The 26,735-nt window shown below is 49.1% G+C and carries 22 protein-coding genes; 11 read left to right on the forward strand and 11 right to left on the reverse strand.

The genetic code is table 11. The features are described 5' to 3' along the window. Positions 1–11: 11 nt before the first annotated feature. The 4 genes from DS731_RS14930 to DS731_RS14945 form a co-directional block, all read right to left on the reverse strand. The gene (locus DS731_RS14930; protein ID WP_119502083.1) at positions 12–1,610 is read right to left on the reverse strand and encodes a M20/M25/M40 family metallo-hydrolase; all 1,599 of its coding nucleotides are present in this window, start codon (positions 1,608–1,610) and stop codon (positions 12–14) included. 30 nt (positions 1,611–1,640) lie between these two features. Further along, complete coding sequence (locus tag DS731_RS14935; RefSeq protein WP_119502084.1) at positions 1,641–4,460, reverse strand: TonB-dependent receptor plug domain-containing protein; 2,820 nt, start codon at positions 4,458–4,460, stop codon at positions 1,641–1,643. 737 nt (positions 4,461–5,197) lie between these two features. Further along, positions 5,198–5,827, reverse strand: coding sequence for a uracil phosphoribosyltransferase (gene upp, locus DS731_RS14940; protein ID WP_119502085.1), 630 nt, complete (start codon positions 5,825–5,827; stop codon positions 5,198–5,200). 87 nt (positions 5,828–5,914) lie between these two features. Further along, positions 5,915–6,643, reverse strand: a complete 729-nt coding sequence (locus DS731_RS14945) for a class I SAM-dependent methyltransferase (RefSeq protein ID WP_119502086.1) — start codon at positions 6,641–6,643, stop codon at positions 5,915–5,917. A gap of 289 nt (positions 6,644–6,932) precedes the next feature. Between DS731_RS14945 and DS731_RS14950 the strand changes: the two genes are divergently transcribed. The 4 genes from DS731_RS14950 (at position 6,933) to DS731_RS14965 (ending at position 11,610) form a co-directional block, all read left to right on the forward strand. Next, on the forward strand, positions 6,933–7,886 hold the full coding sequence (locus tag DS731_RS14950) for a nucleoside hydrolase (protein WP_119503441.1): 954 nt from the start codon (positions 6,933–6,935) through the stop codon (positions 7,884–7,886). 141 nt (positions 7,887–8,027) lie between these two features. Further along, entirely contained in the window at positions 8,028–9,332 is a 1,305-nt protein-coding gene (locus tag DS731_RS14955; RefSeq protein ID WP_119502087.1) for a M20/M25/M40 family metallo-hydrolase, read from the forward strand. Between the two features lie 73 nt (positions 9,333–9,405). Further along, positions 9,406–10,953: a S10 family peptidase gene (locus DS731_RS14960; protein WP_119502088.1), complete on the forward strand. Its 1,548-nt coding sequence runs from the start codon at positions 9,406–9,408 to the stop codon at positions 10,951–10,953. A 54-nt stretch (positions 10,954–11,007) separates the two neighbouring features. After that, positions 11,008–11,610: an acyl carrier protein phosphodiesterase gene (locus DS731_RS14965; RefSeq protein ID WP_119502089.1), complete on the forward strand. Its 603-nt coding sequence runs from the start codon at positions 11,008–11,010 to the stop codon at positions 11,608–11,610. Between the two features lie 3 nt (positions 11,611–11,613). On the opposite strand, the gene minE is transcribed toward DS731_RS14965, so the two are convergent. The 6 genes from minE to DS731_RS14995 form a co-directional block, all read right to left on the reverse strand. Then, positions 11,614–11,868, reverse strand: a complete 255-nt coding sequence (gene minE, locus DS731_RS14970) for a cell division topological specificity factor MinE (protein WP_119502090.1) — start codon at positions 11,866–11,868, stop codon at positions 11,614–11,616. Further along, entirely contained in the window at positions 11,868–12,677 is an 810-nt protein-coding gene (minD, locus tag DS731_RS14975; protein ID WP_119502091.1) for a septum site-determining protein MinD, read from the reverse strand. The genes minE and minD overlap by 1 nt, the downstream gene beginning before the upstream one ends. Positions 12,678–12,707: 30 nt before the next feature. Then, positions 12,708–13,448: a septum site-determining protein MinC gene (minC, locus tag DS731_RS14980; RefSeq protein WP_119502092.1), complete on the reverse strand. Its 741-nt coding sequence runs from the start codon at positions 13,446–13,448 to the stop codon at positions 12,708–12,710. A 197-nt stretch (positions 13,449–13,645) separates the two neighbouring features. Further along, positions 13,646–15,052 (reverse strand): zincin-like metallopeptidase domain-containing protein, encoded by a 1,407-nt coding sequence (locus tag DS731_RS14985; protein WP_119502093.1) that lies wholly within the window; start codon positions 15,050–15,052, stop codon positions 13,646–13,648. A gap of 266 nt (positions 15,053–15,318) precedes the next feature. Next, complete coding sequence (locus tag DS731_RS14990; RefSeq protein ID WP_119502094.1) at positions 15,319–17,193, reverse strand: DUF885 domain-containing protein; 1,875 nt, start codon at positions 17,191–17,193, stop codon at positions 15,319–15,321. 411 nt (positions 17,194–17,604) lie between these two features. Next, positions 17,605–17,823: a hypothetical protein gene (locus DS731_RS14995; RefSeq protein ID WP_119502095.1), complete on the reverse strand. Its 219-nt coding sequence runs from the start codon at positions 17,821–17,823 to the stop codon at positions 17,605–17,607. A gap of 579 nt (positions 17,824–18,402) precedes the next feature. Between DS731_RS14995 and pqqA the strand changes: the two genes are divergently transcribed. The 6 genes from pqqA (at position 18,403) to DS731_RS15025 (ending at position 22,944) form a co-directional block, all read left to right on the forward strand. Further along, positions 18,403–18,474 carry a pyrroloquinoline quinone precursor peptide PqqA gene (gene pqqA / locus DS731_RS15000; protein WP_083273040.1) on the forward strand — a complete coding sequence of 24 codons (72 nt, stop codon included), beginning with the start codon at positions 18,403–18,405 and terminating at the stop codon, positions 18,472–18,474. Between the two features lie 153 nt (positions 18,475–18,627). Next, positions 18,628–19,551 carry a pyrroloquinoline quinone biosynthesis protein PqqB gene (gene pqqB / locus DS731_RS15005; protein WP_119502096.1) on the forward strand — a complete coding sequence of 308 codons (924 nt, stop codon included), beginning with the start codon at positions 18,628–18,630 and terminating at the stop codon, positions 19,549–19,551. A gap of 15 nt (positions 19,552–19,566) precedes the next feature. After that, positions 19,567–20,322, forward strand: a complete 756-nt coding sequence (gene pqqC, locus DS731_RS15010; RefSeq protein WP_119502097.1) for a pyrroloquinoline-quinone synthase PqqC — start codon at positions 19,567–19,569, stop codon at positions 20,320–20,322. After that, positions 20,319–20,585 (forward strand): pyrroloquinoline quinone biosynthesis peptide chaperone PqqD, encoded by a 267-nt coding sequence (gene pqqD, locus DS731_RS15015; protein WP_119502098.1) that lies wholly within the window; start codon positions 20,319–20,321, stop codon positions 20,583–20,585. The genes pqqC and pqqD overlap by 4 nt, the downstream gene beginning before the upstream one ends. Then, on the forward strand, positions 20,578–21,705 hold the full coding sequence (gene pqqE, locus DS731_RS15020; protein WP_119502099.1) for a pyrroloquinoline quinone biosynthesis protein PqqE: 1,128 nt from the start codon (positions 20,578–20,580) through the stop codon (positions 21,703–21,705). Before pqqD ends, pqqE begins: the two co-directional genes overlap by 8 nt. Positions 21,706–21,717: 12 nt before the next feature. Beyond that, positions 21,718–22,944, forward strand: a complete 1,227-nt coding sequence (locus DS731_RS15025) for an insulinase family protein (RefSeq protein WP_119502100.1) — start codon at positions 21,718–21,720, stop codon at positions 22,942–22,944. Positions 22,945–23,048: 104 nt separating this feature from the next. Here DS731_RS15025 and DS731_RS15030 read toward each other — a convergent pair whose 3' ends face one another. Then, a complete protein-coding gene (locus DS731_RS15030; protein WP_119502101.1) occupies positions 23,049–24,320 on the reverse strand; it encodes a sugar MFS transporter in 1,272 nt (423 codons plus the stop codon). A gap of 445 nt (positions 24,321–24,765) precedes the next feature. Between DS731_RS15030 and DS731_RS15035 the strand changes: the two genes are divergently transcribed. Continuing rightward, positions 24,766–26,667, forward strand: coding sequence for a monovalent cation:proton antiporter-2 (CPA2) family protein (locus tag DS731_RS15035; RefSeq protein WP_119503442.1), 1,902 nt, complete (start codon positions 24,766–24,768; stop codon positions 26,665–26,667). Positions 26,668–26,735 lie beyond the last annotated feature (68 nt).

The following is a 26,735-nucleotide window of genomic DNA, read 5'->3' on the forward strand; positions in this document are numbered from 1 at the left end:
CGTTATGACAGTTACTCGCGCACAGTGGGATAAGAAATACCCAGCTGTTCAAGGTACGTGTCGTACTTTTCAGGGTCGTAATAAAACTCAGACATATCGCCTTTAAACTCCGCCATAATGCCTTTATTCAGGTGCACTGCCGGTTGATCCTGTTCGCGCAACAACGGCGTGTAAGAAGCATCTTTGGTCTGCACGTTTTCGTAGTAATCACGGGCAGCATCCATCAGCGATTCATCGGTAAGCAGGTCAAATAAGGTCAGTGCCTGAGCTTTCGCACCTGCAACTACCCCTTTATGAGCAATTGGCGTTGCCATCGCTACAGCGTTAGACCAGTTGTGACCGGGCAAGTTAGGAATGTTTGCCGGGTAGCGCAGTGTAATGGTGGGCACCTGCCAGGAGATATCACCGATATCATCTGAGCCGCCTCCCATGTTTTTCTTGGGATCAGGTGGATCAGTGAGCTCATTAATTTCGGTATTCAGTCCTTCCGGCTCCACACCAATCTCTTTTTGCAACGCTTTGGCCAGCGCAATATCATCAGCCGACCACTCTGGCATACCTACCAGTTTGATATTCTCATAAGCGTCTTCAGCAATGGCTTTATTCATGTGCTGCGGCCAGGCAGAACCCAGAACAACAGAGTCCCAGGTAGTGTTTGACATCAATGACGCCCCTTCTGCCATTTTGTCACCGATTTCCCACAGGGATTTAATATGCGGATAGTCGGTTTCACGGAAGAAATACCAGCGACTCGCTTTTGGTGGTACAACGTTTGGCTGGTCGCCGCCGTCAACCACGATAGAGTGCGTACGCTGTGACAGACGTAAGTGCTCACGGCGATAGCTCATACCCACTTCCATTAACTCCACAGCATCCAGCGCACTGCGGCCACGCCAGGGTGAACCGGCACTGTGAGCGGATTCACCGTAGAAGTTGTACTGAACAGAAATCAGGCCATTACCACGGCCGCCGCCCCAGCTTGTGCCAAAACCGTTAGATACATGTGAGAACAACACGGCGTCGACATCTTTAAAGTAGCCGTCACGAACATAATAGGCTTTAGTACCCAACTGCTCTTCCGCTACGCCCGGCCATACTTTAATGGTGCCTTTCAGGCCATGTTCTTCCATGAACTCTTTCACAGCCAGAATGGCAATGATATTTACCACCTGACCTGAGTTATGCCCTTCACCGTGGCCAGGTGCACCTTCGATAATGGGATCATGGTAAGCCACACCGGGTTTTTGCGACGCTTTAGGAATACCGTCAATGTCAGATCCCAATGCAATGACCGGTTCACCTTCACCCCAGGTTGCCATCCATGCGGTTGGGATGCCGGAAATCCCCTGCTCGACAGTAAACCCATTTTCCTTCAGCAGGTCGGTTAAATACTTCGACGTCTGGAATTCCTGAAAGCCAAGCTCACCAAAGCTGAAAATCATATCGTTCATGATTTGCGCCTGTTTAGCTTTACCGTCAATGGCTTTAATTAACGCTTTTTTCGCATCCATGCGCTCATTCTGCGACATGCCGGTGGCAGCATCTGCTGCCAGCGACAATCCCGCCAGAGAAAGTCCGATTAGCGCACTTGTCATGCTTCTTTTAAACATTCTGTTTTCCTTTTTCATTGCGGGCATTGATTACATGTTCACACGGAAGCCAATTTTGAATTCGCGGCCAAGTACATCATATAAAGAACGGTTTGTTGCCAGATAGCCCGGACGGTTCTCAGACCCCTGATAAGCCGGATAAGTAACAACCGCAGGATCGGTATTGAACAGATTCTTAATTTGCAGATACAGCTCAAAGTCACCGGTGTTGTCAAAGCTGAAAGTTTTTGATGCATAGGCATCGAAGAACACTTTGCTGGCTACAGTATTGTCATTAATGGTGTAGTAAGGCGCGCTGCTTACCGGACAATCTGTCGAACACTCGATGTATGCATTGCTCAACGTGCCTTCACTGATGCCACGGGCAGTTAAATCAAAACGCATGTCGTCCAGGTCGTAAGTGACAGAAGCACGGAACTTCCAGTCCGGCGTTGAGCCTGCGTTTGAGCCGGCTTCATCAATGGCGGTAGTACCGTCATCGGTGATGGCTTCAAGGTAATTGGTGGCCAGGAAGCGCAGTTTTACGTCCCCTGGAATACCACTGTACAGATCGCCCATAGCGAAGCGGTAAGTCACATCGTAGTCCACACCTTTCGCGGACATGGAGTTCAGGTTGTCGTACAGCAGGTTAATGGTTTGCAGCGTACCGGACTCGTTGTAAATCATGTTGTCGCAGTACTTCTGAACGCCATACTCAACACAGTATTCAGCGGTAGTATCTGCTGTGACATAGCCGATAACGCCGTCAACTTCCACTTCGTAGTAATCGATGGTTGCTGAGAATCCTTCCAGGAAACTGGGGCGTAACACCACACCTAAACCAAAGGAATCCGCCTCTTCCGGAGATACATTAGGGTTCCCCTGAAGGTTCTGCACCATAGGCACAGAAGCGCCGTTGATGGTGACCGAGTTAGAGCGTGCCGTACCTGCTGCATAAAGCTCAGACAAGTTTGGTGCACGAATATCTTTAGACTTGGTGATACGGAAAGTCGCATCGTCAATTGGCGACCAGGTGAAGCCGGTTTTCCAGGTGGTCACACCGCCGGAGGTACTGTAATCGGTATAACGTACAGCGCCGTTGAAATCTAAATCTTCAATCACCGGCACCAGGGCTTCCAGGTAAGCTTCTTTTACATTGTAAGAACCTTCGGTCACTTTATAGTTACCGTACTTCCAGCCTGATGAATATTCCTCATCGACCGAGCCATCCATTTCTTCTTTACGGTACTCAGCACCGAAAGCCAGAGAAATGGGGCCCGCCCAACCGTCGATATCGGATGTACTGAAGTTAATTGCCGCAACGTCCTGGATAAACTCCTGTTTACGACGCGGCTGGCCCAGTACATAAGCCAGTGCTTCTTCGCTTGCAACGCCAACACCCATCCGGTTCAGCGGTACACAGCCATTTGTAGGATCAGTCAGCGTAGAACGACACACAATATTACCGGTATCCGGGTCAACCACAGCATCTGTTGCCAGAGATAAACGGGAGGTGTTGTAGGTCGGTGTCATGTGTTCGTCGGTATTGGTTTTACCGTGCTGGTAATACACATCCCACAGGAAGTACTTGTCAGACAGTGCAAATTCACCTTTTGCCCCGCCAACAATACGGGTGGTATCACGTTTGTTATTCGAACCTGATGCCGGCATATCCACGTTACTGGTATTCAAAGAGAAACTGTCCAGTCCCAGGGTTGCCATTTGAGTAGCCACAGACTCAGGCAGATACGCATTGTCCGCGTAAATGGTCACACCTTTCGTGGTCGGATTAATGTAGTAACTTAAGCCTTCATACTCGGCGTAAGAACCTTGCAGGAACACCTCGGTTTCACCGAACATCCAGCTTAACCGTCCAAACAGGTTTTTACGGTCTAGATCTGCTGCCAGAGAGTTTGTGCCGAGCATGCCCGACGTGGTGTATTCCCAGTCCCCGCCCTGCATCCATTGTCCGGACGTTGCGCCCGTTGCCAGTTGACCTGTCGCACCGTCAACACCGAAGTATGTGCCGGCCAGCGGGCCTGACGCAATTAAACCGCCCGGGGTGTAGTTAGAAATACCGATACCGCTGCCGGTGTAGAAATACGGCGCGCCTTCAGACGTGTCCGGATTGATCATCGCTACGTTGCCCTGCTCGGCATAGTCGCGGGTGGTATAGTGAATGCCGTTAGCACGGAAAACCTCACCACTGAGTAGCAGGTGGCCATCGCCGTTGCCCAGTTCCGAACCGTAAGTCAGTACAATTTTGCTGTTTTCACGGTCGCCGTAAGTCGTTTCGCCGTATTCCACCTGCGATTTAAAACCAGTGTACTCTTTATCAAGAATGAAGTTCACCACCCCGGAGATGGCATCAGAACCGTAAACAGAAGAGGCACCGCCGGTAACGATTTCAACGCGCTTGATCAGCGATTGAGGGAATGTGTTTGTGTCGACCTGACCGGTCGACGCTGATACCACAGAACGCTGGCCATCAAATAATACCAGTGTACGGCCGGTTCCCAGTGCCCGCAGGTTTAATGCAGCAATACCGGAAGCACCGTTACTCAGTGAACCTGAACTGGTTGAGGCTGTGGAACTGCCTGATACCGACGGCATGGTGTTGACGAAGTCAGCCACACTGTTTGGTGCGAAGGTATTAATATCTTCTTCAGACATTGACGCAACCGGTGTAGGCGTATCGTAACCGTCACGGGAAACCCGTGAACCGGTCACCTGAATGGACTCAACTTTTTGTTCTTCTGCTGCCGGTGCAGACGTTTCGCTTTCCTGTGCGAAGGCCTGGGATGACAAACTGCTCGCAATCGCTACCGCCAGATAGAGTTTTCGGGTGGGGAATGGGGTGTTCACCTTCATATGTGTATCTCCTGTTTAAGCTGTGCTTGCTTTCAACTGCTGATTATTTGAGGTGCGTCCGACTACAGAACTGGCGCGGTTTATTTTTCAGCTTTACTCAGTAAATGTGCTTGTTGCAGGAGAGGTATTGCACATGCCGTACCTAAAACATTGATTTAAGTAATTTTTATCAGAGAATAATTATTCGCATGGAATTTTTAACAAGGGAATAAAGATTTATATTCGTAAATTCAGCGCGTTACGAACATAAGAAAGACTTATTTACAAACGATCAACATATAAGTTTTATAAATATTGTCACTTATGCAGAAATTAAAAATGTTTATGCACATAAAAATGCATAAAAAATTCTTATGTGCAAATTAGCTTACTTTATACTAAAGAATAATTCGCACTGATTTGATGCACCGGCGATGAAATTGCGCAGGAGGCAAGGATGTACTGGTACAGTGTAACACCAGGCTAATTTTAGGATGCACATCTCTATAAACACCAAATATAGGGATGAAATTAACAACCCCGGCGTTAATGCTGCGTTGAAATACAGAATTAAAAGGAGGAAATACTGACACCTTTGATCGTATAACCCGTCAAATTGTGTCAGTAACGTGGTACTGGAAGGTAAATAAAGCATCCGCACTGTGCATAGTTATTCAAATTAATGATTCTTTTGCACCATTTTGGGATTCGTAGATAAGAGGGAAATCAGCTCAGGTAAGTCCTTTTAAGCTATTCGGTTACCGCGTGCCGAAAATTTTATCGCCGGCATCCCCCAGTCCGGGCAGGATGTAACCCTTCTCGTTCAGCCGCTCATCTATGGATGCCGTATAAATATCAACATCCGGGTGCACTTTCTGAACAGCTTCAATCCCTTCGGGAGCAGCAACCAGAAATAACCCCATGATGTGCTCACACCCTTTCTGTTTCAGCAAATCGATAGTCGCGATGAGCGTGCCCCCGGTGGCCAGCATGGGGTCGACAATCAACGCGGTCCGGGCATCAATATCTTTTACGACTTTGTCGAAATAAGGTACCGGCTCAAGGGTTTCCTCGTCCCGGTATAACCCCACCACGCTGATACGGGCATTCGGGATTAACTGTAATACCCCGTCCAGCATACCCAGACCAGCGCGCAGAATAGGGACGATAGTGATTTTCTTTCCTTTGATCTGTTCAACATTGAGTTTCTCACCGGTCCACCCTTCGATTTGTGCTGTTTCTGTGGGCAAGTCACGTGTGGCCTCGTAAGTCAGCAGATTGCCTACTTCACTGGCTAATTCACGAAAATCTTTACTCGGGACAGACGCTTCTCTCATCAGACCGATTTTATGCTGAATTAACGGGTGCTTGATTTCATGAACAGCCATGACGTGCTCCTGAGTAAGATTATGATGGATAAAAGGCATCATGCGTGTCCCTTGAGAACACGCATAACAGTTAGCCGGATAATGGCACTAACTGGCTGGTTTTTGAATGATAAAAATAATGTCGTTGTAATGCCAGGCCAGTTTATTGCCTGACAGTTTACTGATCATTTGTGCCACTACACGAACAATCTTATCTTTTTTGGCCCGCTTTCGCAGGTAATTATTCTTCCCCATTTCTTTGCATAGCATGAGCTGGTGCTTTGCGCAGAAAGCCTTGATACCGGAGCGGGACAACTGAGGGTCGTAAACAATAGGATAAGGGATGTGACCGGGCTTACCGGCATGCTTTTTACCTTTTATATATCTGTAATAGGCAACATGGAGCCAGTGCGGAGTATGGCGGGCAAGAAAACCGTACACCGTGTCACGGTCCGGCACCTTAATCACGACAACGCCTCCCGGTTTCAGCCACAAGGCGAAGTTCTCCAGTACTTTATCGATATTCTCGATATGTTCGAGCACGTAAGAAGTATAAATAACGTCGAAATGTGCCGCCGGTAAAGATAGGGCGCGCAAATCGCCGGTGATGATATTCTGCAAATCGCCGTGAATTTGCTGCCTCAGAGCCAGTGCAGCCTCATCAATGTCAACGCCGGTGATATGACGGGGGATCCCTTCCAACTTAAGAGGCCATTTTTGCCCGCAGCCGGCTTCCAGTATTTTAAGTTCACCGGTATTGCCTGCGACTTCACGAATATGCGCCTCAATAACAGCGGTTTCTTCCCTGGTGTTTTTAACGAGCTTAATGCTATCCATTGCGATCCTGAGGGGGTAGATGATTTCATCCAAAACTGAGTGAACCGGGCCGGGTAAACGGTCACCTGAATGTTTACCTGTTTACACTGCTACGGAGTTCCAGATTACACAGTTCAATAAAAATTTAAATACGCGCTACCCTGCTATCTGCGACTTTCAGCGAAATATCACCAAAAACGCAAATATAGCGACAGCCTATACCTTGTCAAAAAATACCAATTTTACTTTGGCCTGTCTTCCGCCTCAAAATCGCAACAACCTGTTAACAACGAATTCTGCTCAATTGCCTATGTCTGCTTATATTTTGCCACTATGCTTTCTTATCCTCTCACTGCCTGCCGTGGCGGCACAAAAACTTATACCGCAAAACCCGGCTTACCGTGTGATCGTCGATAATGACTTTGCCGGCGATCCGGATGGTCTGGCAGCCCTCGCCCATCAACTACTGGCGCCGAAAACAACCGTACCACTGATCACCGTAACCGGCACGGATCCAAACCTGGCCCGCCTGACACACGGTAACAAGGATACTGCTGTCATTGGCAAAAGCCGTGCAGAACATTTACTCACGCTACTGAAAACAGAAGGCCCTGCCGTGGCAGCCGGCCACGATTATATTCAGCGGGAGAAACACAACAAACCGTCTGATGCAGCCAAAGCCATCGTGGCTGAGGCCATGAAAGATAGTCCCCTGCCTTTGCTGTTTACCTGTGGAGGACCGCTGACAAATCTGGCTGAAGCACTGAAACTGGCGCCGGCAATTGCAGAGAAGATGACGGTTATCTGGATAGGCGGCGCTGACTACCCTTCCGGTGGTCCCGAATATAACCTGAGTACAGATCTGGCAGCAGCAAAATATGTACTGGAGCAGTCCGGCGTACCGGTATGGCAGATACCGGTTTCAACGTACCGTCAGATGCAATACTCCGTAGCAGAAATGCAGGCAGATTTTCTGCCCGTCTCACCGGTCAGCAGATGGCTATACAGTTTGTACACAGACTTGCCGGCGTTCGTACAGTTAGGAGGCACACTGACCATGGGCGATCATCCACTTGTGCTACTCTCGGCACTGAGCACAGAAAGCAGCCACTTTGAAACGCTTCCGGCCAGAACCATTTCTGCAGACGGTCATTACGGCGATGAGATTGCAGGAAGACAAATCCGGGTATTCAGCGGGGTCGACGCCAGACTCACGTTCGCCGATTTTATTGCCAGGTTAAAGATAGCAGCAACGGACAATTAGCTTCACCGGAGACTTTCGCAAGTTAGTCGTTAAAGCTTTGCATTCCTGTTCCTCTGTTGGGTAGCTTAGGCAGATTACGCTGTGGCGCACAACCACGTCGCCACAGCGCATCTGCACACACAACAAGAAAAGAAGGGAACTATGAAAAAGGGCTTTAAGAAACACGCTATTTTGCTCGGTCTGTCTTTATTTGCGACCCAGTCCATGGCAGCACTTTCAGATAAAGAGCAGCAACTCGCTGACTACATCGATAAAACTAATCCCGCAGCCCTCAAGTTGCTTGAAGATATCGTCAATATTAACAGCGGCACGATGAATTTTGCCGGTGTGAAAAAAGTAGCCGATGTTCTTATTCCTGAATTCAAAGCACTGGGTTTTGACGCGCGGTTTGAAGACGGTTCGGCATTTGGCCGGGCGGGACATCTGGTCGCAGAACTGAATGGCGGGACGGGCCCAAAAATGCTGCTTATCGGACATCTGGATACGGTGTTCGAGCCGGACAGCCCGTTTCAGACTTTCGAAAAAATCAGCGACACACAGGCACGGGGCCCCGGCATTGCTGATATGAAAGGCGGTGATGTGGTTATTTTGCAAGCCTTGCGGGCCTTACATGATGCCGGTGAGCTGAAAAACATGAATATTCTGGTGGTCATGACCGGTGATGAAGAACTGAGTGGCCGCCCGCTGGAATTGTCGAAAAAGGCCCTGACCGACGGTGCAAAATGGGCTGATATTGCAATCGGGTTTGAAAATGGTGACGGTAACCCCGCCACAGCAAACATTTCACGCCGTGGCTCTATCGACTGGACACTCACTGTTACCGGCGTTCCCTCTCATTCCTCTCAAATCTTTAAAGATAACGTGGGTGCCGGTTCTATTTATGAAGCTTCGCGTATTTTGAACACCTTCTATACGGATCTGCGCAGCGAAGAACTGCTGACGTATAATCCCGGCCGTATCATGGGCGGAACAGCCGTCACCCACGACCGCAAAGCAAACAGCGGCACCACCTTTGGCAAGAACAACGTAGTGGCTGAAACCACCATTGTCACCGGGGATATCCGCGCTATTTCGGAAGACCAGGTTAACCGCGTGAAAGATAAAATGCGGGAAATTGTCGCGGCATCCCTGCCAAAAACCCAAAGTACCATTGAATTCGGTGAGGGATATCCCGCTCTGGCACCAACAGACGGTAACAAAGCCCTGCTGGAAATTTACAGCAATGTCAGTGAAGATTTAGGTCAGGGAAAAGTGGCACCGGTCAACCCGCTGAATGCAGGCGCTGCCGATGTATCTTTCACCTCAGCATACGTTGAAATGGCCATTGACGGACTGGGCATGAGTGGTTCTGCGGGTCATACTGTGAATGAAACCGGCAACCTTGAAGCACTGCCTTCTCAGTCCAAGCGGGCAGCCATTTTACTGTACCGCCTTAAACAGCAATAAAAACAGAAGTCACAATAATACAAAGGGCGCGGTTACAGCGCCCGTTTAACAACAAAAAGACAGAGGAAATACTATGAAACTTCGTCGTTCCGTCTCCGCACTGGCACTGGTGCTCGGCGTATCTGCAACACTGGCCATTCCCCCTGCGCTGGCCGCAGAACAAGTAGTTGAAACCAAACGCAGTATTCCGGTTGAATCCGCCACCGTAACCAAACATAAAACCACCATCCGCGGCAAGAAAGTCAGCTATACGGCCACTGCCGGTATGCAACCGGTGTGGGATGAAGAGGGAAACCCCACCGCCACTTTGCAATATACTTATTATCAAAGGGATGACGTAAAAGATACAGCCACACGCCCGCTGGTGATCAGTTTTAACGGTGGTCCGGGTTCCGCTTCCGTGTGGATGCACATCGCCTATACCGGCCCGAAAGTGCTGAATATCGACGAAGAGGGCTATCCCTTACAACCTTACGGTGTGAAAACCAATCCCTACTCCATTCTGGATGTGGCGGACATCGTTTATGTAAATCCGGTGAATACGGGATACAGCCGCGTATTGCCAGATGCTGAGGGCAAAATGCCTTCAAAAGAACAGCAGAAATCTCAGTTCTTTGGCGTCAATGCCGATGTGAAATATCTGGCAGAGTGGATCAACACATTTGTTTCCCGTCAGAGCCGCTGGCGCTCACCAAAATACCTGATTGGCGAAAGCTATGGCACAACCCGGGTGTCCGGACTGGCGCTGGCGCTGCAGGAACAGCAGTGGATGTACCTGAACGGCGTGATTCTTGTCTCTCCTACAGAATTAGGCATTAACCGCGACGGACCGGTAGAAGCCGCTAACCGCCTGCCCTATTTTGCTGCCGCAGCGTGGTTTCACAAAAAACTGGCGGCTGAATACCAGAACAAAGATCTTGAAGCGTTTCTTCCGGAAGTCGAAACCTGGACGCTGAATACCCTTTTACCGGCACTGGCAAAAGGCGCATGGATCGACGAATCCGAAAAGCAGCAGGTTATTAAGCAATTTGCCGCGTATTCCGGTTTAAGCGCACAGGAAGTTGCACAAAGTAATCTGGACGTCAGCACATGGTATTTCTGGAAAGCACTGCTCCGTGATGAAGGTAAAACCATTGGCCGGCTGGACAGCCGTTACCTGGGTATTGATGAAAAAGAGCTGGGTGACGGGCCGGACTACAATGCTGAACTGACATCCTGGCTGCATTCTTTCACACCGGCGATTAACGACTATCTGCGCAACGATCTGAAGTTTGTGACTGACACCAAATACAATATGTTTGGTCCTGTGCATCCCTGGGATCGTGAGAACAATCACACCGGTAAAGATTTACGTCAGGCCATGGCAACAAATCCGTACCTGAACGTGATGATTCAGTCGGGTTATTACGACGGCGCCACCAATTACTTTGATGCCAAATACACTATGACCCAGTTAGACCCGAGTGGCAAAATGAAAGACCGTCTGCGCTTTAAAGGTTATCGCAGTGGCCATATGATGTATTTACGTTATGAAGATTTGAAAACCGCTAACGATGACATCCGGACATTTATCAGCGACAGCCTGCCGGCTAAAGACCAGGCAGCAAAATACGACCGCTGAGACAACTGTGCAGCCATTCCTTAACAGGAATGGCTATCATTCACTACGCTTCAAATGAACTATCTCGCTCACCTTTTTCTTGCCCGTCCCACACCCGACTCCTGTTTTGGCAACCTGCTGGGAGATTTTCAGAAGGGACTGGATACCACCTCACTGCCAGTTCCGGTTTATATTGCCCTGCGAAATCACATGGCCGTAGATAAATTTACTGACAGTCACCCCTGGGTACGGGACATTAAGAAAACATTCAGCCCTGAAAGGCGGCGGTTTGCCGGTATAACCCTGGACGTGTTATTCGATCACTTTCTGATTTGCCACTGGAAGCAATTTTCACGGCAGCCGTTTGACGACTTCTGCGCTGACAGATACCGCCTGCTGGGTCAGCGGAACGGACAAATGCCACCACGCATGCAGCAGGTTACGGGCAGTATGATTAACAATCGCTGGCTGGATGTGTATGCCTCACTGGACGGAGTGAGCATGGCACTGAACCGCACTGCATCCCGCATACGGTTTAAACACCGGTTTGAAAACAGTCTTGAGGAAATATTGCCGGTTTACGACACATTGCTTGCAGATTTTCCGGCATTTTTTGAAGCACTCAGAAAACACATAAAAGAAAAGGGCCCGGAGGCCCTTCACTTCGATAACGTCTGAGGTTTAATTCTCAGGCAGAGTGATATTCAGTTCCAGTACACTGCAGTCGTCACTGTTTTCCAGTTGCACCGATACATCATCATCAGCAATTTGCACATATTTGCGGATAACTTGCAGAATTTCCTGCTGCATCATTGGCAGGTAATCCGGTTGAGAACGTTTACGGCGCTCATGGGCGACGATGATCTGCAAGCGTTCCTTGGCTACTGCGGCAGTGTTAGGCTTACCTTTTTTCAGCAGATAATCGAAAATACCCATTATTTACCTCCCAGCAGTCGCTTAAAGAAACCTTTCTTTTGAACGTCCAGGAAGCGGTGTTCTACCGTTTCGCCCAGCAGTCTGCGAACCGCGTCGGAGTAAGCTTGACCGGCATTCGATTCATCATCAAGGATAACCGGTGTACCCTGGTTAGACGCTTTCAGAACCGCCTCAGACTCCGGAATAACACCGAGCAGCGGAACGGCCAGAATTTCTTCCACGTCAGCAACACTCAGCATTTCTGCGGTGGCAACACGTTGCGGATTATAACGGGTCAGCAACAAGTGCTCTTTCACTGATTTACCCTGTTCTGCACGCATAGATTTGCTCTGCAAAATACCCAGGATACGGTCAGAATCCCGCACTGAAGAGACTTCCGGGTTGGTAACCACGATAGCTTCATCAGCAAAGTAAAGTGCCATTTGCGCGCCCTGCTCAATACCTGCCGGCGAATCACAAATGATAAAGTCATAATCTTCGGATAAATCGTTAAGTACCTTCTGGACACCTTCCATTGTCAGTGCATCTTTGTCTCTGGTCTGAGATGCAGGCAGGATGTACAGGTTGTCGGTACGTTTGTCTTTAATCAGTGCCTGATTCAGCGTGGCTTCTTTATTAATGACATTAACAAAGTCATACACCACACGTCGCTCGCAGCCCATGATCAGATCAAGATTCCGTAAACCCACATCGAAATCTATCACCACGGTTTTATGTCCGGCGAGTGCCAGACCTGTAGCAATGGCGGCGCTGGACGTTGTTTTGCCAACCCCACCCTTTCCTGAAGTTACTACAATAATTTTAGCCATTTACTATTCCCCAATAGCGTCTGCACTGCGTTAGGTTAATGCTTCTATAAGAAGTGCATCTGCATCTAAATATGCCTGCGCTGGTTGCTTCCAGCACTTATTTTGTATGTTTTCCTGCATCACGAATCTGCCGGCGATAGATACCAGCTCAGCTTCCATGTTCTGGCAAAAAATTCGTGCTTCAGTATTACCTTTTACACCCGCCAGCGCGCGACCTCGCAGGGTACCGTAGACGTGAATATTTCCGTCCGCCAGGATTTCAGCCCCTTCACTTACGGCGCCCAGAATCACCAGATCACTGCCATCCGCGTACACCTGCTGCCCGGAGCGTACAGGGCGGGCAACAATTTTTGCCGGCTTAAGTACTTCTGTGGTTTTGGTGATTGTTACGGTTTCAGTGACCGGCTCAGGCGTCTGCTCCGGTTCCGGTTCGGCGGGTTTTGCTTCTGTCAGTGAACGCTCACTTAACTTACTCTGACTGATATCAGCCAGACCAAGATCGTTTATCGTCGCTTTTAACCCGTCGGTTTCCCCCTTTATCGCCATCGGCTGTAGCTGATGACGGCGGCATAAAGCAACCAGCAACTCGAACTCTGTTGCCGACATTGTAGCGTTGAGATGGAGAATAAGCGAAGAACGGGTGAAAAAATGTGGCGCACTGGCAATTTTCGCCGCCAGTTGCGTGTCAAATTCATCCGGTTCGAAATGAAGGACTTCCAGTACAATACTGGTAAGCGTGGTGCCTTTCATACGAAAGCACTGTTGTGACATGAAGCGCATCCTGAATTATCGTTATTATCCCGCTGCAAGCCAGAAATGACAAGGCGGTGACAGATTGCACAACTCTATCAAATTCCCGTTCTACGGCAATACAAACACCGGGAAAAATACGATAAACGGACAAAAAAACGCCAAAAATAGCAAATAAGTCCGTGCAACCACCATGAAGAGTGGCTGCACAGGCTATTTTAGTCTTCCTGACGGTTGTCCGGGAAGAGATAGTGACAAAGCCGGTTTGCACACTCAGATGCACTGGCTACAACTGCAAAACGCTCTTTGGAAGGCAATTCGTCCAGCCAGTTACCAATTCGCTGAACGCTGGTCTGGCAAGGCTTTCTGTCGAGACCAAAGCGTGCTGACAAATTCGACGTGGCGACTTCTGTTACCAGTGTGGAATAGGCGTCGTACTGCACCGGGTTCAGCAGATGTCGTCCCACATCCAGCCGTTTCTGATGACCGGCCCAGCGGATCAGTAACGGTAAGATGGCCTGATACCAGGCTTCGGTGACATGCTTGGCATACAGACCGGTTTCAGGCGGCATTTCGATATAATCTTCCTGCGGGTGGAAACGGGGCTCATCACCTTCCCTGACATCCACATTCAATCTGTCTATCCGGTTCTTCAATGTGGATAAGGGTTCAACGAATCCTTCTTCGTAGGGCATGCCTTTGTAATCCACCAGCTCACTGGCATTGTATACCAGTGAAATACGGCGACCTTTCTGCGCAGCCCCTTCATCGCCCTCTCCCCACGACAATTCTGCCGACGGCATGGAATAGTAATGAAATACCGGTGACGGCCTCGCATCTTTGCGTAATTTAAAGCCCTGTTTTTTCCACTGAATTTTAGTGCCCCACAAATTACTGGTATAGCCGTAGGTCCGTGACGTCAGCGACAACATGACCCAGGTCAGCATGGAGTTATAAGGCACTTTTGAGCGGATATTAAAATGAGCTACCGGTTCAGGTTGTTCTATCCAGCGCAAAATACAGTCGTCATCTCTGGCGATTAAATCAGCCAGAATATCCTGATAGCGGGTTTCATCCAGATCCCAGCTGTCATTGTTTAACAGCACAACATCAGCCAGTGTCTGACAACTTCCTACCGGATGGCGCCGCAAGAAGTAATGTAAGCTCTTTGCGGAACTCACGTCTTTACGGACAATGTCCAGATCGTTGATATACACCACCCAGAAATGCAGCTCTTTCAGTAGTGTCTGCATTTCACTGCGGGTTACGCCTTCCCACTTTCCCGGTGCCTGTAAATCAAAAATTTTACTCACCGGTGTATCACTGTATGCACCCGAAATCTTTTTCAGAATGTCCTGATAAGATAAACCCAGCCATTCTTCAATGTCTGCTATCTGCTTACTTATCTCACTTAAGTTCGCCACGCTGGCGTCCAGGCTCCGGTCATTGCCTAAAAAATGGATTGGCCGGTTACTGGTCGCCGTTTGTTCGACGAAGCGTCTGAAAGGATCACGGCCATTGTATTTCGCAGACAGCCGCAATAATGTTTTCGGACTGCTTCCCGTTGCAAGGGAACATTCCAGTTGCAACGGGTAACTGTTTCGAAACTGCGATAATGTCAACATGGGCTACATCCTTCTTTATCTTCTCTTCAGGCATTGATGCACGATGTTCCACCGGGAACGGTCGTTTTCCTGATATGGCCGGAGTGTAGCCAGACCCTTATGGGTGTTCGATATACAAAATGATAATCAGATGTAGATACTAATAAGTACGCATACCCGTTTTTTTGCGGGGAAACCGGTGGTTTCCGGTGGCTTTCTGAAGCGCAGAAATGAGAAAGGCCGGAACAAGTCCGGCCTCAATTAAATGCAAAGCAATGTTTTAATTGCTATTTTTTCGATTCCACCCACTTTTCAACATCGCTTTTCACCATTGCCATGGGTCGCGCACCGGGCAGTAGCACAACATCATGAAACTCTCTAATGTCATATTTGTCACCCAATGCATTCCTTGCTTCTTTTTCCAGTTTGACAAAGGTGAGCATGCCCAACTTATACCCAAGTGCCTGACCCGGCCACGCCATGTAACGCTCGATTTCAGGCACAACATCAGATAAAGATGTACCGGTAGTTTTATGGAAATAATCAATCGCCTGCTCTCTGGTCCAGTGCTTGTGATGCAGGCCGGTATCAACTACAAGGCGCACCGCACGGTACAATTCAGCCTGCAGACGTCCTAAATCCCCCAGAGGATCATCCTCATACATGCCCATATACTCTGCAGCAACGTATTCAGAGTAGAGTGCCCACCCTTCAACATACGCATTGTAAGGCGCATTCTGACGCATCAGACCTATGTCTTCCTGCGCCATGTTCAGCGCGATCTGGAAATGGTGCCCCGGCACGGCTTCATGATAAGTCAGCGTCTTCAGACCGAATTTCGGCACCGCTGCCATATCACGTAAGTTTATCCAGTAGATCCCGGGGCGTGCGCCATCCAGGGAAGGCGGCGAGTAAAAACCGCCCGCTTCACCCGCTTCTGAAACCGGTGGAATGCGGCGTACTTCGACAGCCTGCTCCGGAATAGTGCCGTAGAATGAAGGCGCTTTTGCCATCACTGCATCAATTTCATCATTCAGATAATCCAGCAGCGCACCACGCCCTTCATCAGTGGCATCAAATACCTGACCTGGCAAGCCGGCAAGGGCAATCATCCGCTCACCTACCGTTCCTTCACTGTAGCCATTTTCTTTCAGAATGGTGTCCATCTGCGCTGAAATCCGGTCAACTTCATCAAGACCGGTCTGATGAATTTCATCTGCCGTCCACACAGAATCGCCAAGGAAGCGGATTTCATGAGCATAAAACTCATCGCCCCCCGGTTGCGCCCAGATACCGTCACTTTTACTTGCATGTTCTTCGCTCTCAAGCACCGCATCGCGGGCCCGGTTCCACGCCGGATAAACAACCGTTGTCACCAGTTCAGTTGCCTTTGCCACCAGCGCTTCACGTTGCTTATCATCAATGCCTTCTGCTTGTGTGAGCTTTTCTGCGAAGGTTTTCACCAGTTCATGATCTGCAGGTTCACTGGCGAGAAAATTATTAAAAAAGGCGATGGTCTTCGGATGCAGCTTTTTAGGTAAAACAATGCCCTTCGCTTCGTCGGCTTTAAACTTAGCCACAACGCCGTCAGCGAATTCACCCATTTTTTCCAGGCGGCTGATGTAAGCGACTGCTTCCTGCTCATTGCTTACAGATTGCTGTACCTGCATAAGCTTTGGCATATCGATTAACGGGCCGGAAATCTGGTTGATGATATAAGGCAGATGACCGCCCCAGGTATCAATGTAGCCGGCAGGGAAACGGGTATCGCCGGTGTAGTAGTCAAAGATATTAATTAGAATATTGCGGTGTGTCTGCGCCTCTGGCGTCAGTCCTGCCGGATCAATGTCTTTAAGGGCCGCTGAGCCTTCTGCCATGCTTTTTTGCAGCGCTGCCATCCCTTTTGCTGTGTAGTCAGGAAACTTATCGTTGTACGGACCACCAGCCTGCTCCGGCGTCAATGCCAGCATCGTTGACAACGCCGGTTGTTGCGTCAGAAACGCAGTCGTGTAAGTGTTCGCCGTTTCAGTCAGTGCCATTTCTGCCGCTTGTTTTTGAGCAGCGGTGACGCCGGTAGTTCCGGTTGCCGGAGTCTGAGATTCATTGCAACCGGCAAGCAGGCCCGCTGCCAGTAATGCTGTGTACACAGGTGTGAGTTTCATGGTTTCTCCCGTTTATAGTTATTCTGTCTATTGTGACTGATCATCCTGCCACTTACCGTGCAGTTGATCTCAAAGGATTATTAAGTCAGCGTAATCACGCCTTATTGCGTTTCAGGTCAGATAAAGAGACTGAGCCTCCGGACAAAACCGGTAAATAAAGCAGAAATTGAAACTCGCCCTGTAAACTTTCAAAATATTTCCAAGGTAATTTCAGAAATAATAAACAGTAATGAAGGCATTAGTCCGGATGAAATCCGCGCGTGCTTTTCAGGTAGCATGTATTACAGAAGACTGGCAGAGGGAATTATTTTGGCTACACCATTGGACAATGAGGTACGGTATACAGAATGTTTACCACTACAACAACCTCAAAGTCAGGCCGGTCAGAATAACCGGTTGGAGGATAGAAAATCAGGCGATACGTAAAGCTGCCTTACTTTTTACAGGTTGAGGAAAGGGATGGCTTGAATCAAGGATCAAACGGCTGCCATCATTAAAATCATAGGCGGTAAGCGTATCAGACAGAGATTCACACCTGGCACATGTGCGGAAACAATGTAGCCAGATGTGTGATTGTTCAACACGTAACGCCTGATCGGCAAGGGTCGGACGGATAACAGGAATACTCATTTTTACTCTCCGGGTAGAATCCTATTCTTTCGTCTCACTGCCTGCGAAAGATCACATCATAGAAAAGATTTATTTACCTAATTTATTGCCACTGGACAATCCCTGTTCCGGAACTTGGGCTCCTTATAAATTAACAAAAACCGACAGGTCAATTTTTGATCTATCTCAAGAAAGATTTCAAGAGTAATGATAGTTTTTTTCAGTGATAGTTCGAGATTAAATTCTTCCCTGGATCTAACCGGAAGTTATATTAAATGCAGGATTTCACAAAATGCCGTAGAGCCGGTGCGGGCTGGTACTGGAAACGAAAAAAATATCTTTCTCTGAAGACTGATGTGGAAAGCCGGTTCCGTGCTGCTATATTTGATACATATAGTCAGATTGCCCCGTGAAAAGGACTGCTTAGCCATTACAGACAACGGCATGGTTAAAGCTTGAGAGCAAGGTGTCAACGCCTTCCTCCCAAAGTAGCAGTCAGCATCAGGGAACTAGTGCCAAAGTAGGATTTTTTTCCCAAAAGTCGTTTTCTATAATGATTGCGAATGTTAAATCATCGTTAATAAAAACAGGAGCCGCCCCATGTGGACTAAGCCTCAATATACTGAAATGCGTTTAGGTTTTGAAGTTACTCTGTACATCAAAAACCGTTAACAGCCCTGCAAAGGCTGGCTGTTGATATCAGTAGCAGGTCTTTGGTGTGGTGCCGGTGACATTCAGCGTTGCTGACTGACGCCCTGATGAAAGGTTGCCACTGGCAGCCTTTTTTATTCCTCTTATATAACGCTAAGACGGTAAAGGTGAAGTATGCAAATTCTCGTTTTAGGTTCCGGTGCAGGTGGTGGGTTTCCCCAGTGGAATTGTCACTGCAAAAACTGCAAAGGGTTACGGCAGAATTCAATTAATGCATCTGCCCGCACGCAGTCAAGCATAGCAATTTCTTCCAACGGCACAGACTGGGTGCTGATCAACGCGTCTCCCGACCTGCGCCAGCAAATCAATCAAACACCTCAACTGTGGCCGGCGGACCCTGAGCAGCAGCGCGGCACATCTATCCGTTCCATTGTGCTTACCGACAGTCAGATTGATCACACAACAGGATTACTGACGCTACGGGAAGGTTTGCCGCTTCCGGTATATTGTACTGACGTGGTCTATGAAGATTTAACCGGTGCATTTCCGCTGTTCACTATGCTTAAACACTGGCATGGCGGGCTTCAGCGCCACGGAATTGATACAGAGTACGACAGTGCTTTTACACCTGAGGGTGCTGATGGTCTTCGTTTTCATCCTGTCGTGCTGGCTTCAAATGCGCCGCCGTATTCCTCATACCGGGATAACATTGTGCCCGGCAACAATATAGGTCTGCATATAGAAGATACCCGTTCCGGCAAATCGGTTTTCTATGCTCCCGGCTGTGTTCAGGCAAATCCGCTGGTAGAGAGTATGCTGGATAAAGCGGATTGTGTGTTGTTTGACGGCACCTTATGGCTTGACGATGAAATGATTCAAAACGGATTCAGTAACCGTCTGGGAACGCAGATGGGCCATATGCCGGTAAATGGTGAAGACGGTGCAGTTGCCCTGCTGAACCGGTTCAACATAGAGCGCAAAGTACTTATCCATATAAATAATACAAATCCGGTGCTGGATGAAGACTCATCTGCTCACCAATACCTCGAAGACAATCATATTGAGCTTGCTTACGATGGCATGCACATTACGCTTTAACGCTGAGGACTGACAATGACAGCACAGCCGTGGTCAAAACAAGAATTCGAACAAAAACTTCGCGCTAAAGGCGAGTACTATCATATTTATCACCCCTTCCACATTGCTATGAATAAGGGGGAATGTACCAAAGAGCAGATTCAGGGCTGGGTAGCGAACCGTTTTTATTATCAGGTGTGCATTCCGGTTAAAGATGCAGCCATTCTGGCTAATTGTCCGGACATGGCCACACGCAGAAAGTGGATCCAGCGTATTCTTGACCACGACGGTGAAGACGGTGACCCGCGCTTAGGTGGCATCGAAGCCTGGCTGAGGCTGGGTGAAGCTGTGGGCCTGGACCGTGACGATATGTTGTCTGAAAAACACCTGTTGCCAGGGGTTAAATTTGCCGTGGGTGCTTACGTGAATTTTGCCCGCCGTGCGACCTGGGAAGAAGCAGCCTGCTCGTCGCTCACTGAGATGTTCGCTCCGGAAATACACCAGAGTCGTCTGGACAGCTGGCCGGGTCACTATCCTTGGATTGATAAGGAAGGCTTTACCTATTTTCAGATGAGGTTAAGTCAGGCCAGACGTGACGTCGAACACGGCTTACAAATCACGCTGGACCATTTTGTCACCCGCGAACAACAGGAAAAAGCACTGAATATCCTGCAGTTCAAACTGGACGTTCTGTGGTCGATGGCAGATGCTATCAGCCTGGCTTACGAGTACGGCCGTAAACCCTACACAGGAATCGGCGACCAGTCACTTTGTCACAAGGGGTTACTATGACACGCATCCCGAAGCGCAACCGGTTGTATAAACTGCAATTTGAAAAAGCGCAGAATTGCTACGTCCTGCTGTTCCCTGAAGGCATGGTGAAACTGAACCCCAGTGCTTCAGAGATCCTGTTGCAGGTTGACGGTGAACAGTCTGTTGACGATATCATCACTGCCTTAAAAGCAAAGTTTCCGGAAGCCCCGGAAGATATCGGTGACGATATCACCGCGTTTTTAAGCGATGCCGAAAGCAAAGACTGGATCCATTATGTCTGATGAAACGAATACGCCGGCCGCCGGTCCGCCGCTGTGGTTACTGGCAGAGATCACCTATGCCTGTCCCCTGCACTGTGCTTACTGTTCAAACCCCTTAAACCTGACAGCAAAAGAAGAGGAAATTGATCTTTCCCACTGGCTGCGGGTGCTGACAGAAGCCCGTGAAATGGGGGCCGTGCAACTGGGTTTTTCAGGCGGTGAACCGTTACTACGTAAAGATTTGGAGCAAATGGTCAGCCATGCGTCTGAACTGGGTTTTTATACAAATTTAATTACCTCCGGTATCGGCATGACAGAAAAGCGTATTGCCGCTTTAAAAGAGGCCGGACTCGATCATATTCAACTGAGTTTTCAGGCTGCAAATGCAGAAGATAATGACCTTATCGGTAACCGCAGGCATTCGTTTGCGCAGAAACTGGAAGTAGCCAGGCTCATCAAGCAATACGACTATCCTATGGTCCTCAATTTCTGTTTGACGGCGCAGAATATCCATCAGATTGATGACGTGCTGACCCTGGCCTGTGAGCTGAATGCGGATTTTGTTGAGCTGGCAACCGTACAGTATTACGGCTGGGCTTACGTAAACCGCGATCAGTTATTGCCTTCAAAAGCGACGCTGGAAGAAGCGGAAGCAAAGGTTAACGCTTTCCGTGAAAAGCAGAACGGTAAAGGGCCAAAGTTTATTTTTGTGTCACCGGACTATTACGAGGACCGCCCGAAAGCCTGCATGAACGGCTGGGGTTCAACCTTCCTCACAGTCACCCCGGATGGCTCAGCACTGCCCTGTCACAGCGCGAAAATTCTGCCAATGACGTTCCCGAATGTGAAGGAGAAATCCCTCAGCGAAATCTGGTATTCGGACTTTTCCTTCAACAAGTTCCGCGGCACAGACTGGCTGCCCTCCCCTTGCCGCGACTGTGATGAGAAAGAGAAGGATTTCGGAGGCTGTCGCTGTCAGGCTTACATGCTCACCGGCGATATGCATCAGGCCGACCCGGTCTGCAGTAAGTCGCCCCATCATCACACCATCGAAGCCGCGATTGAGAAAGCGGCACGTAACGAAGACAAAGCGGTGATTTTACGGGATCCGAAAACCAAAATTGATATTGTGACTGTATGAGCAGGTGACAGTATGTCTCCCTCACCTGCCACCGTCATCCGAAAATGTTCCGGCCCCGCGGCCCCGTTTACCGGCGTATTTGCACTGCCAACGCCGGTGAATGATGCTTCCGGCGTGGCTCACGTGTGTGAGCATCTGGTTTTCAGGCGCTCTCTGCACTTCCCCGAAGCCCATAACTTATTCGCCGCGCTGGCGTTACTCCCCCTTCGTATCAATGCCTCTACGCAGGAAGAAATGACATTTTACTTTGTCGAAACGGACCATGAGGCATTGTTTTATCACGCCCTGTCGTTTCTGTACTCAGGCTTACTCAACCAGCAATATTCAGATGACGATATACGGCGGGAAAAAAACGGCGTTATCTTTCAGGAGCTGGATTTCTACGAGCAAAAAGCTCCCTACCGGCAACATGTGGCATCGCTGCTGGAGGAAGGGAAATACGGTGAGGCTTTTACCGGCGGCTTCACCGGCACAGTGCCGAAGTTAATGACTGAGGTTATCAGGCAGTTCAAAAGCAGGTATTACCGGCCGGACAATATCGCACTGCTTATCAATAATGGCGACACCGGCAAAGTCGCTGACAAACTTAACGCTGTGGCTGAGGATTATGGCTACGGCATCCCTTGTCAGATCAAGCCGGAATCTTCAGGGGTACCGTCAGAATTTTCGCCTGATAACAGTGATTCAGACAAGCACTCAGAAGAAGTTAAACGGCTTACGGGCTATTACAAAGCCACGCTGAAGGCGCAAAATAATGTCTCTGATAATCCTGCAAAGTCATCAGCCATAACGTTCACTGACCTGATAAAAAAACCAGATTTGGAGACACTGTTCCGTGGCGGAAAGCCCGCCCTTTTACCACCGCTGATTTCAGATGAGACAGCTTCCCTGGTCACCACAGCAACATCATTTCATCAGGCATTTCTTCAGAGCACGGCGAACGACTACCCGCCCCTGCCTCGTTACGTGCTGGCGCAGTGGCCATCGTTAGTGAGTTTTGAGCAAATAAAAGCAGCGAACAATGACTGGTACATCGCTTTTACGTTCAGCGACAGCCGTAAAGCAGCACTGGATAAACTTTTGATGCAGTCACGGTTCTGGTCTCCCAGGATAAGCGGGCATTGCTACGCCATGGGAACCGGCCGGGCCGGAGACATGCTGGTTTGCTATTTTATCAACGACAGACTGGCAGATAGCAGAATGGAATATTGCCACTGGCTGATTACAGCCCTGAAGTAAACAGGGCCGGAAGCTTTTTCTGACAACGGGCAGAGACAAAAAAGGCAGGAAATTAACCTGCCTTATTTCGTTATGTGCCCATGCGCTGTTATGCGTCAATGCGCTCAGGAAGCAGCAAGCTCTGCGTCCGGTGCATGCTTTTGTTGTTTCGAGCCAACCGACGCGAACCAGGCAATATACAGGTAACAGAACACAGGTACGATGAACGCCAGTTGCACACCCATACCATCTGCCATCACTCCCTGTAAAAGGGGAACCAGTGCGCCGCCTACAATAGCCAGACACAGCAGGCCGGATGCCTGAGAGGTATGTTGTCCCATGCCTTTCAGTGACAAACTGAAAATAGTCGGGAACATGATAGAGTTAAACAGGCCCACCAGCAGAATTGCCCATACCGCAACCTGACCGGATGTCATCATCGCCGTAATGATAAGTACCATTGCGATAACCGCATTACCCGTCAGTACTTTGTGTGCACTGACCCGCAGCATTACATAACTGCCGACAAACCGGCCAACCATGGCACCGCCCCAGTAATAAGCGACATACGCAGAGGCAGTTTCTTCGCTCATGCCACCAATATGGCTCTCACCGAGGAAATTCACCAGGAAGCTGCCGATTGCCACTTCACCGCCGACATACAGGAAAATACCCAGTACACCGAACAGTAAGTGAGGATATTGTTTCAGTTGCGCAAAAGAGAGCGGCTTCACCGGCTTTTCCTGTGATGCAATCACCGGCAACGAGGTTTTCGACACGATCACCGCCAGCAAAATCAGAAATGCCGCAATGCCGATATAAGGAATTTGTACCGCTTCAGCGTGGGCTTCTGCAGTAGCGTTCGCTGCCAGACCGAAAATAAGCAAGCCGCCAAACAAAGGTGCCACTGTGGTGCCCAGAGAATTAAATGCCTGTGTCAGGTTTAACCGGGTTTCAGCTGTCGACGACGGACCCAGCGCCACCACATAAGGGTTTGCTGCAACCTGCAACAATGTGATGCCGGAAGCCAGCACAAACAGTGCCGCGAGGAAGAAGACGTACTGGGCAGTGGCTGCAGCAGGATAGAAAAGACCAGCGCCGACAGCGGTGATCAACAAGCCGGTTACCATGCCCTTCTTGTAGCCAATGCGTCCCACAATGCGTCCCGCCGGAATTGAGCAAATAAAATAAGCGCCGAAAAAGCAAAACTGAATCAACATGGCCTGGGTGTAGCTCAGATCGAACTGCATCCGCAAATGCGGGATCAGTATGTCATTCAGACACGTAATGAATCCCCAGATAAAGAAGATGCTTGTCATTACTGATAAAGCAAACTTCGGTGTTGATGTGCTATTCGACTGAACGTTGTCTGATTGAGGTAAAGGCGAACCAGCCATAATGTACTCTCTTTTTGATATTGTTCGTTGTTATTGCGTGAAGCGATAAGCGGTCAGCGCACGGCACTGCACGTTATCAGTCAGGTACTTTTCCCTGCCCGAACAATATGCGTCTGCCTGGTTGAGCAAATCTTTTGTAGGGTGTTGTTCTGGTTCATAGCGGGGCGCAAAGTGCCTAAATACTCAGTGAAATGACATCGAATGTCAAACAATGAATTCACAATTTGTTAACTGCCCTAACAAAAAACATAATTGCATATCACTGAATATCAGATATAGCCAAAATTTATAGGATTTCCTCTGCCGGTACATTGCCCGCTGTGCCCGATAGCGACATAATCAGCCTGTGGTTGCTCCCTGCCGTTTTCATCAGATTGCCGGCACAGCCAGCCGGTCTCAGCACGCTATTTTCCCCCACTTTCTGTTTAAGGACGACACTTACGCCATGACAGGGTATTTTCTGCAAGCTTTCATCTATCTCGTTGCTGCGGTCATCGCAGTGCCGCTTGCCAAACGTTCAGGGCTGGGTTCTGTGCTCGGGTATCTGGTGGCCGGGGTTGCCATCGGGCCGGTGCTCGGACTGGTAGGAGATGAAACCACAACGATTCAGCATTTTGCCGAGTTCGGCGTGGTCATGATGCTGTTTCTTGTGGGGCTGGAACTGGAACCCAAATCATTATGGGCAATGAAAACCCGTTTGATTGGACTGGGCGGGTTACAACTGCTGCTCACAACTGTTCTCATCACACTGCTGGCGCAGGCTCTGGGACAAACCCTGTCGGTGTCGCTCACCATCGGCCTGATATTTTCACTGTCTTCCACTGCCATTGTGCTGCAAACCTTTCAGGAAAAAGGATTACAACAAACTGAAGGCGGAAAAAGTGCTTTTTCGGTTTTGCTGTTTCAGGATATCGCTGTTATTCCTATGCTGGCGCTGATACCGCTCCTCGCGCTCCCCGAATTAGCTTCTCAGCATACTGACAGTGGCAGCCACGGGAATAATTTCAGTCTGGTGGAGGGCTTACCGGCCTGGCTGTACGCCATTGTAATTATTGCATCGGTGGCTGTTGTAACCGTTGGTGGTCACTATCTCAGCAGGCCATTATTCAAATTCGTGGCCTCGTCAGGCTTACGGGAAATCTTCACCGCAACCGCACTCATGCTGATGGTAGGTATTGCTGCGCTGATGAGCCTGGTGGGATTATCTCCTGCATTAGGCGCCTTCCTTGCCGGTGTTGTACTGGCCAACAGTGAGTTCCGCCATGAGCTGGAAGCGAATGTAGAACCCTTTAAAGGGCTGCTGCTCGGGTTATTTTTTATCACTGTCGGCGCCGGTATCAACGTAGACATTCTCACTGAAAATGCACTGATCATACTAGGCCTTACCCTCACCGTCATGCTGGTGAAATCGCTGGTACTGTTTGTCGTTACCCTGTTTTTTAAACTTAAAGCTGCGAATCGCTGGTTGTTTGCTCTCAGTCTCGCTCAGGCCGGTGAATTTGGCTTTGTGCTGCTGAGCTTCTCTGGTCAGAACGCTGTATTACCGGCGGGACTGATTGAAATATTGTCACTGGTCGTTGCTTTCTCCATGTTCCTGACCCCGGGGCTGTTCATTCTTTTCGATAAAGTCATTATGCCTCTGTACACCAGGCGCAGTAACCGCAGAAAACCAGACGAGATAAAAGAAAAAGGCACGGTGATCATTGCCGGGATCGGTCGTTTCGGACAAATCGTTAACCGCCTGTTGTTAGCCAATAACATTAAAACCGTCGTACTGGATATCCGCTCTGAACAGATTGATAACATGCGCCGTATCGGCACTCAGGCCTATTTCGGAGACGCATCCAAACCCGATATGCTGCACACAGCGGGTATCGAACACGCTTCTATGCTGGTTATTGCCATCAATGATAAAGAAAGCAGCATCGACATGGTGAAATACATCAAGCATGCCTATCCCCGCGTTAAAGTATTATCCCGCGCCTTTGACCGCGGACACGGCTACAGACTCCGGCAGGCAGGTGTCGATTTTGTGGTCTCAGAAACCTACCATTCAGCGCTTGAAATGGGTGCTGAAGCGCTCCGGTCATTAGGCATTCACCCCATTCAGGCAAAGAAACAGGTTGCGGCTTACAAGGCTATTGAAGCGAAGCAAAGTGATACGCTCTATGCGGCCTGGTTAGACGATGCCAGTGGCGAGCGTATCGACAACAATTTTATTAAGCTGTTTATCCAGCTCGAAACGTTAATTCAGGAAGCCCTGAAAGAAGCAGAAAAAGAGGCCACACCTCACATTCATCATCAGGAAACGGTGGTAAACAGTGACGATGAATCTGTGAAGAAATAGAGAATCATCAATTCTAAATGGTAATCAATCTCATCAACGTGGGATTTTCTGATTTTCCTGATATGATG

Source organism: Alteromonas sp. RKMC-009, assembly GCF_003584565.2.
Lineage (GTDB): Bacteria > Pseudomonadota > Gammaproteobacteria > Enterobacterales > Alteromonadaceae > Alteromonas.

What these genes read in the sequence shown, in the direction of transcription:
- DS731_RS14990 (WP_119502094.1), bottom strand. Translation starts at nt 17,193, where the DNA reads ATGAAACTCACACCTGTGTACACAGCATTACTGGCAGCGGGCCTGCTT.
- pqqE (WP_119502099.1), top strand. Translation starts at nt 20,578, where the DNA reads ATGTCTGATGAAACGAATACGCCGGCCGCCGGTCCGCCGCTGTGGTTA.
- DS731_RS14965 (WP_119502089.1), top strand. Translation starts at nt 11,008, where the DNA reads ATGAACTATCTCGCTCACCTTTTTCTTGCCCGTCCCACACCCGACTCC.
- minD (WP_119502091.1), bottom strand. Translation starts at nt 12,677, where the DNA reads ATGGCTAAAATTATTGTAGTAACTTCAGGAAAGGGTGGGGTTGGCAAA.
- DS731_RS15035 (WP_119503442.1), top strand. Translation starts at nt 24,766, where the DNA reads ATGACAGGGTATTTTCTGCAAGCTTTCATCTATCTCGTTGCTGCGGTC.
- upp (WP_119502085.1), bottom strand. Translation starts at nt 5,827, where the DNA reads ATGGCTGTTCATGAAATCAAGCACCCGTTAATTCAGCATAAAATCGGT.
- DS731_RS14945 (WP_119502086.1), bottom strand. Translation starts at nt 6,643, where the DNA reads ATGGATAGCATTAAGCTCGTTAAAAACACCAGGGAAGAAACCGCTGTT.
- DS731_RS14995 (WP_119502095.1), bottom strand. Translation starts at nt 17,823, where the DNA reads ATGAGTATTCCTGTTATCCGTCCGACCCTTGCCGATCAGGCGTTACGT.
- pqqB (WP_119502096.1), top strand. Translation starts at nt 18,628, where the DNA reads ATGCAAATTCTCGTTTTAGGTTCCGGTGCAGGTGGTGGGTTTCCCCAG.
- DS731_RS15025 (WP_119502100.1), top strand. Translation starts at nt 21,718, where the DNA reads ATGTCTCCCTCACCTGCCACCGTCATCCGAAAATGTTCCGGCCCCGCG.
- pqqC (WP_119502097.1), top strand. Translation starts at nt 19,567, where the DNA reads ATGACAGCACAGCCGTGGTCAAAACAAGAATTCGAACAAAAACTTCGC.
- DS731_RS14930 (WP_119502083.1), bottom strand. Translation starts at nt 1,610, where the DNA reads ATGTTTAAAAGAAGCATGACAAGTGCGCTAATCGGACTTTCTCTGGCG.
- DS731_RS14960 (WP_119502088.1), top strand. Translation starts at nt 9,406, where the DNA reads ATGAAACTTCGTCGTTCCGTCTCCGCACTGGCACTGGTGCTCGGCGTA.
- DS731_RS14935 (WP_119502084.1), bottom strand. Translation starts at nt 4,460, where the DNA reads ATGAAGGTGAACACCCCATTCCCCACCCGAAAACTCTATCTGGCGGTA.
- minC (WP_119502092.1), bottom strand. Translation starts at nt 13,448, where the DNA reads ATGTCACAACAGTGCTTTCGTATGAAAGGCACCACGCTTACCAGTATT.
- DS731_RS14985 (WP_119502093.1), bottom strand. Translation starts at nt 15,052, where the DNA reads ATGTTGACATTATCGCAGTTTCGAAACAGTTACCCGTTGCAACTGGAA.
- pqqD (WP_119502098.1), top strand. Translation starts at nt 20,319, where the DNA reads ATGACACGCATCCCGAAGCGCAACCGGTTGTATAAACTGCAATTTGAA.
- DS731_RS15030 (WP_119502101.1), bottom strand. Translation starts at nt 24,320, where the DNA reads ATGGCTGGTTCGCCTTTACCTCAATCAGACAACGTTCAGTCGAATAGC.
- DS731_RS14955 (WP_119502087.1), top strand. Translation starts at nt 8,028, where the DNA reads ATGAAAAAGGGCTTTAAGAAACACGCTATTTTGCTCGGTCTGTCTTTA.
- minE (WP_119502090.1), bottom strand. Translation starts at nt 11,868, where the DNA reads ATGGGTATTTTCGATTATCTGCTGAAAAAAGGTAAGCCTAACACTGCC.
- DS731_RS14950 (WP_119503441.1), top strand. Translation starts at nt 6,933, where the DNA reads ATGTCTGCTTATATTTTGCCACTATGCTTTCTTATCCTCTCACTGCCT.